General features: G+C 71.9%; 14 protein-coding genes. 5 read left to right on the forward strand and 9 right to left on the reverse strand.

From position 1 onward, the window contains the following. Positions 1-20 precede the first annotated feature (20 nt). From ACIBFB_RS03965 to ACIBFB_RS03980, 4 genes are all read left to right on the forward strand, one after another. Positions 21-1,007: a carbohydrate ABC transporter permease gene (locus tag ACIBFB_RS03965; protein ID WP_397225913.1), complete on the forward strand. Its 987-nt coding sequence runs from the start codon at positions 21-23 to the stop codon at positions 1,005-1,007. Beyond that, on the forward strand, positions 1,004-1,885 hold the full coding sequence (locus ACIBFB_RS03970; RefSeq protein WP_397225915.1) for a carbohydrate ABC transporter permease: 882 nt from the start codon (positions 1,004-1,006) through the stop codon (positions 1,883-1,885). Before ACIBFB_RS03965 ends, ACIBFB_RS03970 begins: the two co-directional genes overlap by 4 nt. 158 nt (positions 1,886-2,043) lie before the next feature. Next, positions 2,044-3,522 (forward strand): glycoside hydrolase family 3 protein, encoded by a 1,479-nt coding sequence (locus ACIBFB_RS03975; protein ID WP_397225917.1) that lies wholly within the window; start codon positions 2,044-2,046, stop codon positions 3,520-3,522. Positions 3,523-3,766: 244 nt separating this feature from the next. Continuing rightward, positions 3,767-4,231, forward strand: coding sequence for an RrF2 family transcriptional regulator (locus ACIBFB_RS03980; RefSeq protein WP_397225919.1), 465 nt, complete (start codon positions 3,767-3,769; stop codon positions 4,229-4,231). A gap of 96 nt (positions 4,232-4,327) precedes the next feature. Here ACIBFB_RS03980 and ACIBFB_RS03985 read toward each other — a convergent pair whose 3' ends face one another. The 9 genes from ACIBFB_RS03985 to ACIBFB_RS04025 all read right to left on the reverse strand — a co-directional run bounded on the left by ACIBFB_RS03985 (position 4,328) and on the right by ACIBFB_RS04025 (position 14,922). Beyond that, the gene (locus ACIBFB_RS03985) at positions 4,328-4,684 is read right to left on the reverse strand and encodes a helix-turn-helix domain-containing protein (protein ID WP_397225921.1); all 357 of its coding nucleotides are present in this window, start codon (positions 4,682-4,684) and stop codon (positions 4,328-4,330) included. Positions 4,685-4,842: 158 nt separating this feature from the next. Further along, positions 4,843-5,379: a CinA family protein gene (locus ACIBFB_RS03990; protein ID WP_397225923.1), complete on the reverse strand. Its 537-nt coding sequence runs from the start codon at positions 5,377-5,379 to the stop codon at positions 4,843-4,845. After that, the gene (gene pgsA / locus ACIBFB_RS03995) at positions 5,376-5,981 is read right to left on the reverse strand and encodes a CDP-diacylglycerol--glycerol-3-phosphate 3-phosphatidyltransferase (RefSeq protein WP_397225925.1); all 606 of its coding nucleotides are present in this window, start codon (positions 5,979-5,981) and stop codon (positions 5,376-5,378) included. The genes ACIBFB_RS03990 and pgsA overlap by 4 nt, the downstream gene beginning before the upstream one ends. Continuing rightward, complete coding sequence (rimO, locus tag ACIBFB_RS04000; protein ID WP_397225927.1) at positions 5,978-7,420, reverse strand: 30S ribosomal protein S12 methylthiotransferase RimO; 1,443 nt, start codon at positions 7,418-7,420, stop codon at positions 5,978-5,980. The genes pgsA and rimO overlap by 4 nt, the downstream gene beginning before the upstream one ends. A gap of 187 nt (positions 7,421-7,607) precedes the next feature. Then, positions 7,608-8,702 carry a helix-turn-helix domain-containing protein gene (locus tag ACIBFB_RS04005; RefSeq protein ID WP_397225929.1) on the reverse strand — a complete coding sequence of 365 codons (1,095 nt, stop codon included), beginning with the start codon at positions 8,700-8,702 and terminating at the stop codon, positions 7,608-7,610. 144 nt (positions 8,703-8,846) lie between these two features. Beyond that, positions 8,847-11,354, reverse strand: coding sequence for a DNA translocase FtsK (locus tag ACIBFB_RS04010; protein ID WP_397225931.1), 2,508 nt, complete (start codon positions 11,352-11,354; stop codon positions 8,847-8,849). A gap of 187 nt (positions 11,355-11,541) precedes the next feature. After that, on the reverse strand, positions 11,542-13,227 hold the full coding sequence (locus tag ACIBFB_RS04015) for a ribonuclease J (protein ID WP_397225933.1): 1,686 nt from the start codon (positions 13,225-13,227) through the stop codon (positions 11,542-11,544). Then, positions 13,224-14,195 carry a 4-hydroxy-tetrahydrodipicolinate synthase gene (gene dapA / locus ACIBFB_RS04020; RefSeq protein ID WP_397225935.1) on the reverse strand — a complete coding sequence of 324 codons (972 nt, stop codon included), beginning with the start codon at positions 14,193-14,195 and terminating at the stop codon, positions 13,224-13,226. The genes ACIBFB_RS04015 and dapA overlap by 4 nt, the downstream gene beginning before the upstream one ends. A gap of 346 nt (positions 14,196-14,541) precedes the next feature. Further along, positions 14,542-14,922, reverse strand: a complete 381-nt coding sequence (locus ACIBFB_RS04025; protein WP_397225937.1) for a phage holin family protein — start codon at positions 14,920-14,922, stop codon at positions 14,542-14,544. Positions 14,923-14,999: 77 nt separating this feature from the next. Between ACIBFB_RS04025 and ACIBFB_RS04030 the strand changes: the two genes are divergently transcribed. Next, complete coding sequence (locus ACIBFB_RS04030; protein ID WP_397225939.1) at positions 15,000-15,554, forward strand: GNAT family N-acetyltransferase; 555 nt, start codon at positions 15,000-15,002, stop codon at positions 15,552-15,554. The last annotated feature ends 65 nt before the right edge of the window (positions 15,555-15,619 follow it).

Here is a 15,619-nt window from a genome sequence, read left to right on the forward strand (position 1 = left end):
CCGCCAGGTGAGAACTTCCCATGACACAGACACTGGAACGCCCCTCCGCCGTGAACGAGAGCAGGGGGAACGGGGCGCGTACCGGTGGGCTGGCGACGCGGACCCGCCGCCGGCTCGCCCCCTACCTGCTCATCCTTCCCGCCCTGTTCGTGCTGTCGCTGGTCCTGCTCTGGCCGATCGTGCAGATGGGCTGGATGTCCCTGCACGAGTACGGCCTGCGCCAGCTCCGGGGCGACGAGGCCGAGTGGGTCGGATTCGGCCACTACGCCTCGGTCCTCACCGACACGCGCTTCTGGACGATCTTCCGCAACACCATCGTGGTCTGCCTGGCCATGGTGGTCCTGACGATGGTGCTCGGCACCCTCGTCGGCATCCTCCTCGACAAGCTCCCCAAGTGGGCCTCCACGGTTCTGGGCCTCGGCCTGATGCTGGCCTGGGCGACGCCGGTCATCAGCGCCGCGATCGTCTACCGCTGGCTCTTCGACACCCGGTACGGGCTGGTCAACACGATCCTGAGCGGCCTGCCGGACTGGCTCGTGGGATCGGGCTGGGACGAGTTCAACTGGTTCAACGAACCCGCGACCCTCTTCCCGATCCTCATCCTCACCGTGGTCTGGCAGTCGTTCCCGTTCGTGGCGGTCAGCGTGCTGGCCGGGCTCAAGAGCATCCCGAACGAACTCTACGAGGCCGCGCGGATGGACGGCGCGAGCGCGTGGAAGAGCTTCTGGAACGTCACCGTCCCGATGCTGCGCCCGCTGTTCGCCCTGCTCCTGGTCCTCCAGGTGATCTGGGACTTCCGCATCTTCACGCAGCTGTTCGTCCTCGCCGACGGTGTCGACAACCGCGACGTGGCGCTGCTGCCCGTGTACATCTACCAGCTGGGTTTCGCCTCGACCCCGCCGAACTACGGCATGGGGTCCGCGATCGCCGTGATCATGACCGTTCTGGTCCTCGCGATCACCGCCTACTACCTGCGCGTGATGATCCGCCAGGGGGAGGTCCGATGAACAACGTCTACCGGCTGCGCAGGACCGCCGGAACCATCGGCATGTACGTCGCCGCCGTCGCGGTGTTCGTCTTCGCGGTGTTCCCCGTCTACTGGGTCCTGGCCACCGCGCTGCGCCCCACCGGAGAGATCTTCACCCGCGAGCCCACCGTGCTCCCGCGGGAGATCACCTTCGAGCACTTCGAGCGGGTGATCTCGGGCGTCCTCATCCCGGGGACCTCGTTCTGGTCCTTCCTGGCCAACAGCCTCGTCCTCACCGTCGGCTCCGTGCTCTTCGCCGCGCTGGTGTCGCTGCTCGCCGCCGTCGCCGTCGCCCGGTTCCGGTTCCGGCTGCGCTCGGCCTTCATCGTCATGCTGCTGGTCATCCAGATGGTGCCGGTCGAGGCCCTGATCATCTCCCTGTTCGTCAACTTCTTCCACCTGGGCCAGACCCTGGACGTGGAGCTGATCAACAACCTCTCGGGCGTGTTCGTCGTCTACGTCGCCGTCGCGCTGCCCGTCACCATCCTCATGGTCCGCAACTTCGTGGCCGCCGTGCCCAAGGACCTGGAGGAGGCCGCCGCGATCGACGGCGCCAACGGGTGGACCGTCTTCTGGCGGATCCTCATGCCGCTGGTCGCCCCCGGTCTGGGCGCGTCGAGCGTCTTCGCGTTCATCACCGCCTGGAACGAGTTCCTGGTCGCGTTCACGTTCCTCCAGAACAACCCCGGGGCGTACACCCTGCCGATCTCCCTCCAGTACTACTTCGGCGCGGTGTCCATCGAGTGGGGCTCGATCATGGCCGCCTCCACTCTGCTGACCGTCCCGGTGATGGTCTTCTTCCTGTTCGTCCAGCGACGGATGGTCTCCGGCCTGACCATGGGCGCGGTCAAGGGCTGACCCGCCCGGCTCCCGGCGCGGGCCCGCGACGGCTCCCCGCGGGCCCGCGACGGCTCCCCGCGGGCCCGCGCCGTCCTCCTTCACGTATCGTCCCGCCCTCCTCCCCGCCACACGTCTGCCCTGCCCTGGGCACCCTCGTTCACCGAACGGAGTTCGCCATGCCGAACGACCCGACCCTGGAGCGTCTGGCCAACGCCACCCTCCTGGTGCCCTTCGAGTCCCACCACGCCCCGCGCTGGGTGCTGGAGGGCCTCGCGGACGGCATCGCGGGCGTCTGTCTGTTCCACAACAACCTGGACGGCCCCGCACAGGTGACCGCCCTCAACGCGCGTCTGTCCGAGGCCGCCGACACCCCGCTGATCTCGCTCGACGAGGAGGGCGGCGACGTCACCCGCATCGGGCAGGCCCGCGGCAGCGACTACCCGGGCAACGCCGCCCTCGGCGCCGTCGACGACCCCGACCTGACGCGGGCCACCCACCGCTCCCTGGGCGGGCGCCTGGCCCGGCTCGGCTTCAACCTCGACCTGGCGCCGTCGGTGGACGTCAACGTCGCCGACGACAATCCCGTGATCGGCACCCGCTCGTTCGGCTCGGACCCCGAACTCGTGGCCCGCCACGGCGCCGCCGCCGTCCTCGGCCTCCAGGAGGCGGGCGTGGCCGCGTGCGCCAAGCACTTCCCCGGCCACGGCGCCACCTCCCAGGACTCCCACCACGTCCTGCCCCGTGTGGACGCCGACGCCGACCTGCTGCGCCGCCGTGAGCTCCTGCCCTTCCGCGCGGCGGTGGACGCGGGCGTCCAGGCGGTCCTGACCGCGCACATCGAGGTCCCCGCGCTCGGCGGGCTGGGCCCGGCGACGCTCACCCCGAACGTCGTCACCCGACTGCTGCGCGAGGAGCTGGGCTTCACCGGCGCCGTCGTCAGCGACGCGATGGAGATGCGGGGTGTCAGCGAGCGGATCGGCATCCCCGAGGCCTGCGTGCGTGCGGTGGCCGCGGGCTGCGACCTGCTGTGCCTGGGCCGGTTCGTCTACGCCGACGAGATCGCCGCCGTGCGGGCCGCCCTGGTCTCGGCCGTGCGCGAGGGCCGCCTCCCGGGCGAACGGCTTGAGGAGGCCGCCGCGCACACGCTGCGGCTGCGCGCCTGGATCCGCGAGTCGGCCGTCCACCGCGCCGCGGCACCGGAAGCCGACGGTATCGGGCTCTCGGGCGCCCGCCGCGCGGTCCGGGTCGACGGCGATCTGCCGCCCCTGTCCGACCCGTACGTGGTCGAGGTGGACGCCCCGGCGGGCATGGCCGTGGGCGAGGTGCCGTGGGGCCTGAGCCCGTGGTTCCCCCGCACGGAGCGGGTCTCCCCCGACCCCGCGCACGCCGAGCGGCTGCTCGCCGAGGCGCGGAACCGGGACCTGGTCGTGGTGGTCCGCGACGCGCACCGCTACGCGGAGGCGCGGGAGCTCGTCACGCGCCTGCTCAGCGCCCGGCCCACCGCCGTGGTGGTGGAGATGGGGCTGCCCGTCTGGCGGCCCGACCGCGGCACGCACGTGCGCACCTACGGCGCCGCCCACGTCAACGGGCGCAGCGCCGCCGAACTGCTGGGCGCGAGCGGCGTGATGGACGCCGCCCCCTCCGGCGGCGCGTGACGGCCCGGCCCACCCGGTGGCCGCGCGTGCCGCCCAACCGCCTCCGGACCGGCTCCGGCTTCCCTCCCGGAGCCGGGCCGGAGCCCCGCGCGTCACCCCGCGGCCTCCGGTGACGGGACCGACCTCACGAATGTCCCCGAAAGCCGGTCGGAGAAGTATTCTTAGCGTGTAGCACCCCGGGCGCGGACGGTCCCGTCGGCTCCCGGTGCCCCATTCGCCCTTCTAACCACGGCATAATCACAGCATGCGCCTTTCAGCCCGGGTCGACTACGCGCTACGCGCGGCCGCAGAACTCGCTGTCGCCAGTGAGGGGCCGGTGACGGCCGAGCAGCTCGCACGCGCCCAGGCCATCCCCGGAAAATTCCTGGAGAACATCCTCACCCAGCTGCGCCGCGCGGGTCTGGTCCGCAGCCAGCGGGGCCCGGTCGGGGGCTACTGGCTCGCCCGCCCGGCCGAGGAGATCTCCCTCGCAGACATCATCCGCGCCGTGGACGGACCGCTGGCCAACGTGCGCGGGGAGCGCCCGGAGCACGTCGACTACGACGGGGCCGCACGCAGCCTGCAACAGGTGTGGATCGCCCTGCGCGCCAGCGAGCGCGCCATCCTGGAAGGCGTCAACCTCCAGCACCTGGTGACCAACGAGCTGCCCGAGACCGTCCGCGCCCTGGCTGAGGACCCCGACGCCTGGGTGAACCACACCCACCCCTGAGCCGCGGCGCCGCCCGACACGGTGAAGGAGCCGACCACCCGGGGGTGGTCGGCTCCTTCACGCGGTCACGGTGTTGAACGGATGGATCCGAGGGGGTCAGACCCCCACCATGTCGGCGACGTGGGGAACGCGATCCGGTACCGGTTCGATGCCGAGTTCCTGGGCGGGGACGGGGTCGCTCGGGACCGCGTCCCCCAGGAGCGCGGCCTCCTGGAGCTCAGCGAGGGCGAGCTGGTCGGAGACCTCACGCAAGACCTGAGAAAGCGGGACACCGAGTGCCCCGCAGATCGAGGAGAGCAGTTCGGAGGAGGCCTCCTTCTGCCCCCGTTCGACCTCCGACAGGTAACCGAGGGACACACGGGCATCGGCCGACACCTCGCGGAGGGTGCGGCCCTGGCGCTGTCGCAGCCGCCTGAGCACGTCACCAAGTAGGTGACGAAGCAGGACCATCATTCGCGCTCCCTCCCACCGGTAGCGACCTTCATATACAACACCGTACCTGCCCCCCGCCCGATTCGGGCACCTCTTGCCATCCTGTTCGCTGGAGGGGGAACGGCCACGTCAGGTGGTTTTGTTCCCTCGGAGCGGGCGACGGGAGCCGACCGCGGGGGTCAGTTCCGGGTGTCTCCCGCTCCCCTTCCGCGGACGACCGAGTCCAGGAGCGCCAGGGCGCCCTCGACCGTGTGGTAGCGGATACCCGAACGATCCCCGGTGAAACGGAACTCCCTGACCTCGCAGGTCCCGGAGGGTGCGGCGACGGCCGCGAAGACCGTGCCGACGGGCCTCCCGTCCTGGGGATCGGGCCCGGCGACGCCGGTCACCGCGACCCCGTAGTCGGCGCCCAGCAGGCGCCGCACGCCGAGGGCCATGTGCGCGGCCACGTCGGGGTGGACGGCGCCGTGGGCGGCCAGCAGGCCCCCGGGGACGCCCAGCAGTCCCGCCTTGGTGTCGGTGGCGTAGGTCACCACCCCGCCCCGGTAGGTGTTGGAGGCGCCGGGGACCGAGGTCAGGTGTGCGCCGACGAGCCCTCCGGTGAGGGACTCGGCGGTGGCGCAGGTGGCGTCGGCCTCCAGCAGCGCCCGGTGGACCGCCTCGGCCGCGGCCAGCGCGTCCCCAGCGGGTTCCGGCGCCGCGTCCGCCGCGCTCACTCCGAACTCTCGTCCTTGGCGCGGATGAGCCGCGCGGCGTCGACCACGTAGGCGAGCCCGGTCCAGAGGGTGACCGCCAGGGCCGCGCCCATGACGACGTGGGCGGCCCAGGTGAACACCGCGCCGAACGGCAGCAGAGCCGCCGGGAACAGGTAGAGGCTGATCGCCACGACCTGCAGGACGGTCTTGAGCTTGCCGCCCTTGCTGGCGGGCATGACGCCGTACCGCAGGACGGCGAAGCGCAGTGCGGTGATGCCCCACTCGCGCACGAGGATGGCGATCGTCACCCACCACCACAGGTCGCCCTGGAACGAGAGCACCACCAGCGCCGCCCCGGTGAGGGCCTTGTCCGCGATCGGGTCGGCGATCTTGCCGAAGTCGGTGACGAGGTTGCGGCGGCGGGCGAGCTCACCGTCGATCCGGTCGGTCACGGCGGCGAGCACGAACACCGCGAACGCGGCCAGGCGCCACCACGGGCCGTCCAGGAGCATGAACCACACGAACAGCGGCACCATGACCAGGCGGCTCATCGTGAGGATGTTCGCGATGTTCCACAACGGGACGTGGGGGGCGGGCGACGCCGCGGAATCGTGGGTGCTCATCTGTCTCCGGTTTCCCCGTCCGGCGCGGTGTCGTCCTGCTCCGCGACGAGGTCGGCGCCCGCCGCCTGGATCACGGTGGCCCTGACGAGGTCGCCCACGGCCAGGCCCTCGCCGTACAGGATGGTGCTGCCGTCCACCTCGGGCGCCTGGTGCTCGGCGCGGCCCTCGTACGCGCCGTCCTCCAGGACCGACTCGACCAGGACGGTGACCTCGGAGCCGATCCGCTCCTCGGCCCGCTGGACCATGAGCTCCTCGGCGAGCCGGTTGAGCCGGTCCACCCGCGCGTCGATCTCCTCGGCGGGCAGCTTGCCCTCGTGGCCGACGGCCTCGGTGCCGTCCTCGTCGGAGTACCCGAAGACGCCGATGGCGTCCAGGCGGGCCTCGCTGAGGAAGGCGGCCAGCTCCTCGAACTCCGCCTCGGTCTCGCCGGGGAAGCCCACGATGAAGTTGGACCGGGCTCCGGCCTCGGGGGCGCGCTCGCGCACCGTGCGCAACAGCTCCAGGAAGCGCTCGCGGTCGCCGAAGCGGCGCATCCGCCGCAACAGCGTTCCGCTGGCGTGCTGGAAGGACAGGTCGAAGTAGGGGACGACGCCCGGGGTGGAGGTGAGCACGTCCACCAGGCCGGGGCGCACCTCGGCGGGCTGGAGGTAGCTGACGCGCACCCGGTCCAGACCCTCCACGGCGGCCAGGCGCGGCAGGAGCTTCTCCAGCGCGCGCACGTCGCCGAGGTCCTTGCCGAAGGACGTGGAGTTCTCGCTGACCAGGAAGACCTCGCGCACGCCCTCGCTCGCGAGCCACTCGGCCTCGCGGACGATCTCGTCGGGGTGGCGGGAGATGTAGGCGCCGCGGAAGGCGGGGATCGCGCAGAACGTGCACCGGCGGTCGCAGCCGGAGGCGATCTTGAGGTTGGCGACCGGTCCGCCGGTCAGGCGCCGCCGGGGGACCGCCGCACGGTAGGGCAGCGCGGTGCCCTCGGCGCCCTGTGCGTCGGCGAACGCGGCGTGGCCGGGCACGTGGACGTCGGCGGCGTCGCGGTCCACGGGGCTGATCGGCAGCAGGGTGCGCCGGTCCCGGGGGTCGTGCGGGACGAGCGTGCGCCCGGCGACGACGTCGTCGAGGCGGTCGGTGATGGCCGCGTAGTCGTCGAAGCCGATGACCTGGGCTTCGGGCAGCGCCTCGGCGAGCTCGGAGCCGTAGCGCTCGGCCATGCAGCCCGCGGCGACGACCCTGCCGCCGTTCTCCGCGGCGTCCAGGATCGTCTGGATGGAGTCCTGCTTGGCGGCGTCGATGAACCCGCAGGTGTTGACGACGGTCACGTCGGCGTCGCCGTCCACGAGCTCCCATCCGCCTTCGGAGAGGCGTCCGGCCAGCTCTTCGGAGTCGACCTCGTTACGCGCGCACCCCAGGGTGACGAGCGAGACAGTACGGCGCGATGACATGGCTTCCAAGCGTGTGGGAGAGCTTCGACGTGGTGTGCGGGGCGTGCCACGGCGGATCCGGTCCGGCCCGGCGCGCGGCTCGGCGCCTGACGGCGCCGCCCACGACCCACCACACTACCGTGGACGGCCCACCCGCCCGTACCGAGCACGCTTCGGACCTCCGGGTGCGAGGGCTCCGGAAGGAGCGCTACCCTCCGACGCCGTCGGCGCCGATGGTCACGGACTTGACCTCTCCGGCGAGCCCGAGCGAGCCGAGGTCCTCGCCGTCGACGGCGACGCTGACCACGCCCGCGTTGCCGACCCACAGGTCGATGGTGTCCTCGGTCACGTACTCCTCGGTCTCCCCGTCGAGGAGGAAGCCCGTGAACAGGTCCTCGCCGTCGCCTCCGGTGACCTTGACCCAGCTGCGGTCGGAGGCGGTGAGGGCGATGGTGACCTCCTCGGGTTCCACCGGGGCGGGTTCGTCGAGCGAGGGCCGTTCCGCGGGCGGCGGCGCGTCCGCGCCGGGCGCGGCGACAGCGGAGTCGACGGTGTCCGACCTCGTGTCGAAGGCCGCGCGCAGCGGGTTGGCGCCCTCCCACTCCAGCCAGGCGTGCGCCCCCACCAGGACGCCCAGGAGGAGGATGATCCCCACGACGGCCCAGGGCCAGTGGCGGCGGACTCCGCCGCCCCGCCCGGCCCGGGTGTCGCTGATCGCCGCGCGGGGCCGGGGAGCGGTGTCGGACCGGTTCCGGCGCCGTCCCGCGCCGGAACCGCGCCGGTCCCCCTCGGCGCTGCGACGCGGGCCGGGCACGGCGCCGGCCGCCCGTCCGCGCGGCCGACGGCCGCCGCGGACACGGGAGCGCACGTGCTGCCGGCGTTCGAAGTGGCCCCAGCGCTGCGACGCGTCGGCGGGGTCGTGGTCGCCGCCGATCCGCCGCGGCGCCGTGCCGGCCTCGGCGAGGCCGTCGTCCCAGCCCTGACCGCGCGCGGCCTCCGTCGCGGCGCGGGCGGCCGAGGGCCCGGCGGCGGGGTGCTGCGCCAGCGGGACGAAGGCGCTGTCGTCGCGGTGGGCGTGTTCGCGGTCGAACTCCGCGATGAGCGGGGCGGCGTCCAGCCCCAGGGCCCGGCAGACGCCCCGGATGTGCCCCCGGGCGTAGAAGTCGCCGCCGCACGGGACGAAGTCCTCCTGCTCGATACCGCGAAGCACCTGCATCCGGATGCGTGTACGGGTGCTGAGATCCGTGATCGTGAGTCCCGACGCCACTCTGGCCGCCGCCAGGGTCTGACCGATCGTCGCCATGCGCACTCCCCCGCTACTCTCTGCGCTCACACGGAACCACTCTGCTCTTCCGTGCGCGCACACGCAGGCCACCACGCCCAAGGACGCCCCAAAGATCACGCCAAATCGGACAGATACCCGAGTACCGGTCTCCGCCGGGTAGCGTCAGCCGCCGCGGATGTCGGCCAGGACGGCGGGCAGGTCGTCGGGGGTGACGAGGACGTCGCGGGCCTTGGACCCCTCGCTGGGGCCGACGACGTCGCGGCTCTCCATGAGGTCCATGAGGCGGCCCGCCTTGGCGAAGCCCACGCGCAGCTTGCGCTGGAGCATGGAGGTCGACCCGAACTGGGTGGTGACCACCAGCTCGACCGCCTGCAGCAGCAGGTCGAGGTCGTCGCCGATCTCCTCGTCGATCTCCTTCCTCTTCGTCTCCCCCGCTGCGACGTCCTCGCGGTAGTCGGGTTCGGACTGCTTCTTGCAGTGCTCGACGATCGCCCGGATCTCCTTCTCCGACACCCACGCGTTCTGGAGCCGGATGGGCTTGCCCGCGCCCATGGGGAGGAAGAGCGCGTCGCCCTTGCCGACCAGCTTCTCCGCGCCGGGCTGGTCGAGGATGACGCGGCTGTCGGACAGGCTGGAGGTGGCGAAGGCCAGCCGGGAGGGCACGTTGGCCTTGATCAGCCCGGTGACGACGTCGACGCTGGGCCGCTGGGTGGCCAGCACCAGGTGGATTCCGGCCGCGCGGGCCAGCTGGGTGATGCGCACGACCGCGTCCTCGACGTCGCGCGGGGCGACCATCATCAGGTCGGCGAGCTCGTCCACGATCACCAGCAGGTAGGGGTAGGTCCGGTACTCGCGTTCGCTGCCGGGCGGAGCCTTCAACTCCCCCGTGCGGACGGCGGCGTTGAAGTCGTCGACGTGCCGGTAGCCGGAGGCGGCCAGGTCGTCGTAGCGCCGGTCCATCTCCCCCACGACCCACTGCAGCGCCTCGGCGGCCCGCTTGGGGTTGGTGATGATGGGCGTGATCAGGTGCGGGATGCCCTCGTACATCGTCAGCTCGACCCGCTTGGGGTCGACGAGGATCATCCGCACCTCCTCGGGGGTGGCGCGCATCATCAGCGAGGTGATGAGCCCGTTGATGCACGTGGACTTTCCGGCGCCGGTGGCGCCCGCGACGAGCACGTGCGGCATCTTGGCGAGGTTGGCGACCACGTTGGCGCCCTCGACGTCCTTGCCCAGGCCCACGAGCATGGGGTGGTCGTCGGAGGTGGCCGCCGGTGAGCGCAGCACGTCGCCCAGGCTGACGATGTCCTTGTCGGTGTTGGGGATCTCCACGCCGATGGCGGACTTGCCGGGGATCGGCGACTGGATGCGCACGTCGGCGCTCTTGACCGCCAGGGAGATGTTCTTGGCCAGGGCGGTGACCTTCTCGACCTTGACCGCCGGACCCAGTTCGATCTCGTAGCGGGTCACCGTGGGGCCGCGGGTGAAGCCGGTGACCTCGGCGTCGATGGCGAACTGGGTCAGCACGCCCGAGAGCGCGCCGACGACCTCGTCGTTGGCCCTGGTGCGCGGCTTGGACGGGCTCCCGGGCTTGAGCATGCCCGGGGCGGGCAGGTCGTAGTCGCCGTCGACCACCCGGGAGGGGAGGGACAGCTGCTCGCTCGTGGCGGGCGGCGGCGAGGGGTCGGGGGTCCGTTCCCGGTCGGCCCGTTCGGGCTCGCCCCTCCGCTTCGGACGGGGCCGCTCCCGCGTCTCCTCCTCGTCGCCGAGGGCGGGGGCGAGGGGCACGGCGGCGTCGGGGCCGACCGGCAGGACGGGACTGTCGTAGGGGCGTTCGTGGTCGCCGGCGACGGTCTCCTCGGCCTTCCTCCTCCTCGGCCCGCGGCGCTGCTTGGCGCGGTCCGGTTCGGGGTCGGCGCCCAGGATTCCCAGACCCGAGTCGGGGCCGGTGTCGCGTTCCATGAGGGCTCCGAAGAGCGTCTGGAGCCGTTCGGGGACGCGTCGGATGGGCGTGGCGGTGACCACGAGGACGCCGAAGACGAGGATGAGCGCCAGGAGCAGGCCGGTCAGCCACGGGGTCACGATGGCGCTGAGCGGCCCGGCCGCGACGTAGCCGATGAGCCCGCCGGAGTCCATGAGCGCCTCCAGCCCCTCGGAGGGCTGGGGGACGCCGTGGCCGATGTGGATGAGTCCGAGCAGGCCGAGCATGATCGCGCTGAAGCCGATGAACAGGCGTCCGGCGTCGCCCTCCCGCGCGGTGGAGGGGGTGCGCATGAGTCGGACGGCGATGGGCAGGAAGAGCAGGGGCAGGATCGGCGAGAAGGTCCCGAAGCCGCCGACGACGACGGTCCGCGTGGCCCGCAGCAGCAGCCCCTCGCTCTGCCACCACACCGCCCCGGCAATGAGGACGCCCGCCGCGAGCAGGATCAGTCCGGCGCCGTCCCTGCGCAGGTCGGGGTCGAGATCGCGGGCGCTGCGGCCCACGGCGCGCGCCGCGCCGCCCGCGGTGTGCGCGACGATCTTCCACAGCACCAGCAGGAACTGCCCGAACAGGGTGACGACGAAGGCGATGGGACCGTCGGGCATGCGTGCGGGGGCCGACCTGCGCGCGGCGGGCTTCTTCCGGCCGGAACGCCCGGAGCCTCCGGAGGACTTGGCACGGGCGGCCATCGGGGGGACACCTCCAGGGGTGCGGATCGTTCGGTCCGGCGGGCAGGACGGCACGCCACGGCGGGCAGCCTACTAGGAAGTCCAGGCACGGAGCGGATTTCGGGTCGGCGTGTCGCGGACGGTCCGGAGGCCCGGGACGACGAACGGCCCGAGTGCGCCGGACGCGCCTCGGGCCGTTCGTGGAGTATCAGACCTCGACCAGGACCGGGATGATCATGGGACGACGGCGGTAGGTCTCGTTCACCCACCGGCCCGCGCTGCGGCGGATGAGCTGCCGGAGCTGGTGCGGGTCGTTGACGCCGTCGGCTGCGGCCTTGTCCAGGGCCGCCTGGAGCTTGTCCACGACGTCGTCGTAGGCGTCCGGGGCGATGCCGGCGCCGCGGGTGTGGATCTCGGGTTCGCCGAGGATCTTGCCGGTGGTGGAGTCCACGGCCACGACGACGGAGATGAACCCCTCCTCGCCGAGGATGCGGCGGTCCTTCAGCGAGGCCTCCGAGACGTCGCCGACCGACGAGCCGTCCACGTACACGTACCCGGCCTGGACCGCGCCGACGATCTTGGCCCGGTTCTTGTACAGGTCGACGACGACGCCGTCCTCGGCGATGACGATCCGGTCCTGCGGGATCCCGGTGGCCTTGGCCAGGTCGGCGTGGGCGCGCAGGTGCCGCCACTCGCCGTGCACCGGCATGAAGTTGCGCGGGCGCACCATGTTGAGCACGTACAGCAGCTCGCCGGCGGACGAGTGCCCGGACACGTGCACCAGCGCGTTGCCCTTGTGCACGACCCTGGCGCCCCAGCGGGTCAGGCCGTTGATCACCCGGTTGACGGAGTTCTCGTTGCCCGGGATCAGCGAGGACGCGAGCAGGACGGTGTCGCCCTCCTCGATCCGGATCTGGTGGTCGCGGTTGGCCATGCGGCTCAGCGCCGCCATCGGCTCGCCCTGCGACCCCGTGCACACCATCAGCACCTCGTGCGGCGGCATCTGGTCGAGCTGCTTGGCGTCGATGACGGTGTCCCCGGGCACGCTCAGGTAGCCCAGGTCGCGGGCGATGTTCATGTTGCGGACCATGGAGCGGCCCACGAACGCGATCTTGCGGCCGTGCTTGACGGCGGCGTCGATCACCTGTTGGACCCGGTGCACGTGGGAGGCGAAGCAGGCCACGACGATGCGCTTGTCCGAGGTGCGGAACACCTTGTCGATGGCCTCGTTGAGGTTGCGCTCGCTGACCACGAAGCCCGGCTGCTCGGCGTTGGTGGAGTCCGACAGCAGCAGGTCCACGCCCTCGTCGCCGAACCGGGCGAAGCCGCCCAGGTCGGTGAGGCGCCCGTCGAGCGGCAGCTGGTCCATCTTGAAGTCGCCGGTGTGCAGCACCGTCCCGCCCGGGGTGCGGATGCCGATCGCCAGCGCGTCGGGGATGGAGTGGTTGACCGCGAAGAACTCCAGGTCGAAGGGGCCGAAGTCGTGCCGCTCCCCCTCCTCGACCAGGACCGTCTCCGGCTTGATGCGGTGCTCGCCCAGCTTGGCGGTGATCAGCGCCAGGGTGAGCTTGGAGCCGACGAGCGGGATGTCCTCGCGCTCGCGCAGCAGGAAGGGCACACCGCCGATGTGGTCCTCGTGCCCGTGGGTGAGCACGATCGCCTCGACGTCGTCGAGCCGGTCCCGGATGTAGTCGAAGTCCGGCAGGATCAGGTCGACGCCGGGCTGCTCCTCCTCGGGGAAGAGGACGCCGCAGTCGACGATGAGCAGGCGGCCGCCGTACTCGAAGACCGTCATGTTGCGGCCGATCTCGCCGAGCCCGCCCAGGGCGACGACGCGCAGCGCGCCCTCGCCCAGCGGGGGCGGCGGCCCCAGTTCGGGATGGGGGTGGCTCATACGGACCCCTCCGCCAGACGCTCGACGTTGACGGCGCTGGCCGGGACGGCCTGGTGGGGCGCGAGGCCGATCGGGCCCTTGACGCCCGCCGCGGCGAGGTCCTCGCGCAGGAGGGCCTGGAGCTCGGCGGAGGCGTCGGCCAGCGGTGTGCGCACCGGGCCGGACGGCAGGCCGAACAGGTTGAGCACGGCCTTGGTGGTGATGACGCCCTGGGTGCGGAACATCCCCGTGTACACGGGCGTGAGGCGGCGGTGGATGGCCAGCGCCTGGTTGACCTCGCCCGCCTCGTAGACGTCGATCATCTCGCGCAGGTCGGCGCCGACGATGTGGCCGACGACGCTGACGAACCCGGCGGCGCCCACCGACAGCAGCGGCAGGTTGAGGATGTCGGTGCCGCAGTAGTAGGCCAGGTCGGTGCGCTCCATGACCCAGGAGCTCGCGCCGACGTTGTCCTTGGCGTCCTTGTTCGCGACGATGCGCGGGTGCTCGGCCAACCTGACCAGGGTCTCGGAGGCGATCGGCGTCCCGGTGCGGTGCGGGATGTCGTAGAGCATGACCGGCAGCCCGGTCGCGTCGGCGATCGAGGTGAAGTGCCGGATCAGGCCTTCCTGCGGGGGCTTGTTGTAGTAGGGGGTGACGGCCAGCAGACCGTGCGCCCCCGCCTTCTCCGCGGCCTTGGCCAGGCGGATGCTGTGGCGGGTGTCGTTGGTGCCGACTCCGGCCACGATGGTGGCGCGGTCGCCGACGGCCTCCAGGACCGCGCGGAGCAGTCGGTCCTTCTCGTCGTCGCTCGTCGTGGGCGACTCACCGGTCGTGCCGCTGATCACGAGACCGTCGTTGTGCTGCTCGTCCACCAGGTAGGTGGCGAGTCGGGCCGCGCCCTCGTAGTCGAGTTCGCCGTCCTCGAGCATGGGCGTGACCATCGCGGTCAGCATCTTGCCGAATGGGCGGTTCTTGGTGTCCACCATCGCTGTGAAAGGCGTTCGGGCCGCCGCTGCGGGGCGGGCGGTCCCGGGTGTGCCCCTCCTCCTCTCGGTGTGCGTCAACAGCTGGACGTGCCCGCGGTCCGGACGTGTCCGGGCACGGGCGGGCGGCGCTTCGCGTCCGCCACCGCGACCGGCGGAAACCGTTCCGGTCGCGGGAAAGATCTGGTGTGCCCCGCGCGGGGGTCACGGGGTCAGGCCTGCGCGGGCCGCCGTCCTCGTGGGTCGAGGTGGATGGCCCGGAATGTGAACCTACCCTTCCCGGACCCGCGCCACGCGGGCGGGTCCGGGGTCCGCTCGCAGGTCAGCGCGGCGGGACGGGGGTGGACGGTCAGTCGTCGGCGCCGTCGGGGAGGAACAGGCTGGCCAGCCAGCTCACGATCGAGATGACGAGCGCCCCCCAGAACGCGGGCCAGAACCCGTCGATGCTGAACGGGAGATCGAAGAGTCCGGCGATCCAGTTCGTGAGCAGGAGCAGCAGCGCGTTGACGACGAGCCCGATCAGTCCCAGGGTCAGGACGTAGAACAGGCACCCCACCGTTTTGACGATCGGTTTGATGACCGCGTTGACCAGGCCGAAGATCGCGCCGACACCAAGGTAGACGAGGATCTGCTCGGTGGTGTCCCGGGTCGCGACCTCGATCCCGTCGATCAGGAAGACAGCCGCCCAAAGGGCGAGCGCGTTCACGATAACTCTGATAATGAGGCTCACGACGTAGATGTTCCCATGCCATGGCAAGGTCCGGAAACTCCGGCGTTGGTCATCTTGCCGATCGAGGAGGCCCGACCGTGTCCCGTGCCCAGTTCGTCCGCCCCGCCCGCACCGCCGATGTGGACGCCGTGGTGGCCGTCCAGGTGGACTCGTGGCGGGCGGTGTACGGGACGCTGCTGCCCGACGACGTGCTCGCGGAGATGGCGGGCGAGGAGGCGCGCGGCACGTTCCGGGAGCAGTGGACCGCGGCGCTGGCGTCGCCGCCGACCTCGCGGCACCGGTTGGTCGTGGCCACGGACGAGGAGTCCGGGGTGCGGAGCGTGGTGGGCTTCGCCGCGTTCGGCCCCGCGGGGGACCCGGACCTGTGGCCCGGCAAGGACGCGGAGGTGTTCGCGTTGCACGTGGCCCCGGAGCGCACCCGCCAGGGGCACGGGAGCCGGTTGCTGAACGCGTGCGTGGAGCAACTGGTCGAGTCCGGTTTCGGGACCGTGTACGTGTGGGTGCCCGAGTCCGGCAACGCGTTGCGGGCCTTCTTCGAGTCCTCCGGATGGCGTCCGGACGGGGCCCGCCGGGAGATCGACCTGGGACGGCCGCTGACGATGGTGCGCCTGCACGCCGCGATCGGCGCGTAGTCCCCGGTCCTGCGCCTCGCTTCGGCCCGCCCGCCGCCGCCCCGGGGAGTCACCCCTTCGGGCCC

Origin of the sequence: Nocardiopsis sp. NPDC050513 (assembly GCF_044457925.1) — a bacterium.
In the GTDB taxonomy this organism is placed as follows: Bacteria; Actinomycetota; Actinomycetes; order Streptosporangiales; family Streptosporangiaceae; genus Nocardiopsis.

Excerpts from the sequence above, each read along its gene's own strand:
- ACIBFB_RS03965 (WP_397225913.1), top strand. The coding sequence starts at position 21 with ATGACACAGACACTGGAACGCCCCTCCGCCGTGAACGAGAGCAGGGGG.
- ACIBFB_RS03970 (WP_397225915.1), top strand. The coding sequence starts at position 1,004 with ATGAACAACGTCTACCGGCTGCGCAGGACCGCCGGAACCATCGGCATG.
- ACIBFB_RS03975 (WP_397225917.1), top strand. The coding sequence starts at position 2,044 with ATGCCGAACGACCCGACCCTGGAGCGTCTGGCCAACGCCACCCTCCTG.
- ACIBFB_RS03980 (WP_397225919.1), top strand. The coding sequence starts at position 3,767 with ATGCGCCTTTCAGCCCGGGTCGACTACGCGCTACGCGCGGCCGCAGAA.
- ACIBFB_RS03985 (WP_397225921.1), bottom strand. The coding sequence starts at position 4,684 with ATGATGGTCCTGCTTCGTCACCTACTTGGTGACGTGCTCAGGCGGCTG.
- pgsA (WP_397225925.1), bottom strand. The coding sequence starts at position 5,981 with ATGAGCACCCACGATTCCGCGGCGTCGCCCGCCCCCCACGTCCCGTTG.
- rimO (WP_397225927.1), bottom strand. The coding sequence starts at position 7,420 with ATGTCATCGCGCCGTACTGTCTCGCTCGTCACCCTGGGGTGCGCGCGT.
- ACIBFB_RS04005 (WP_397225929.1), bottom strand. The coding sequence starts at position 8,702 with ATGGCGACGATCGGTCAGACCCTGGCGGCGGCCAGAGTGGCGTCGGGA.
- ACIBFB_RS04010 (WP_397225931.1), bottom strand. The coding sequence starts at position 11,354 with ATGGCCGCCCGTGCCAAGTCCTCCGGAGGCTCCGGGCGTTCCGGCCGG.
- ACIBFB_RS04015 (WP_397225933.1), bottom strand. The coding sequence starts at position 13,227 with ATGAGCCACCCCCATCCCGAACTGGGGCCGCCGCCCCCGCTGGGCGAG.
- dapA (WP_397225935.1), bottom strand. The coding sequence starts at position 14,195 with ATGGTGGACACCAAGAACCGCCCATTCGGCAAGATGCTGACCGCGATG.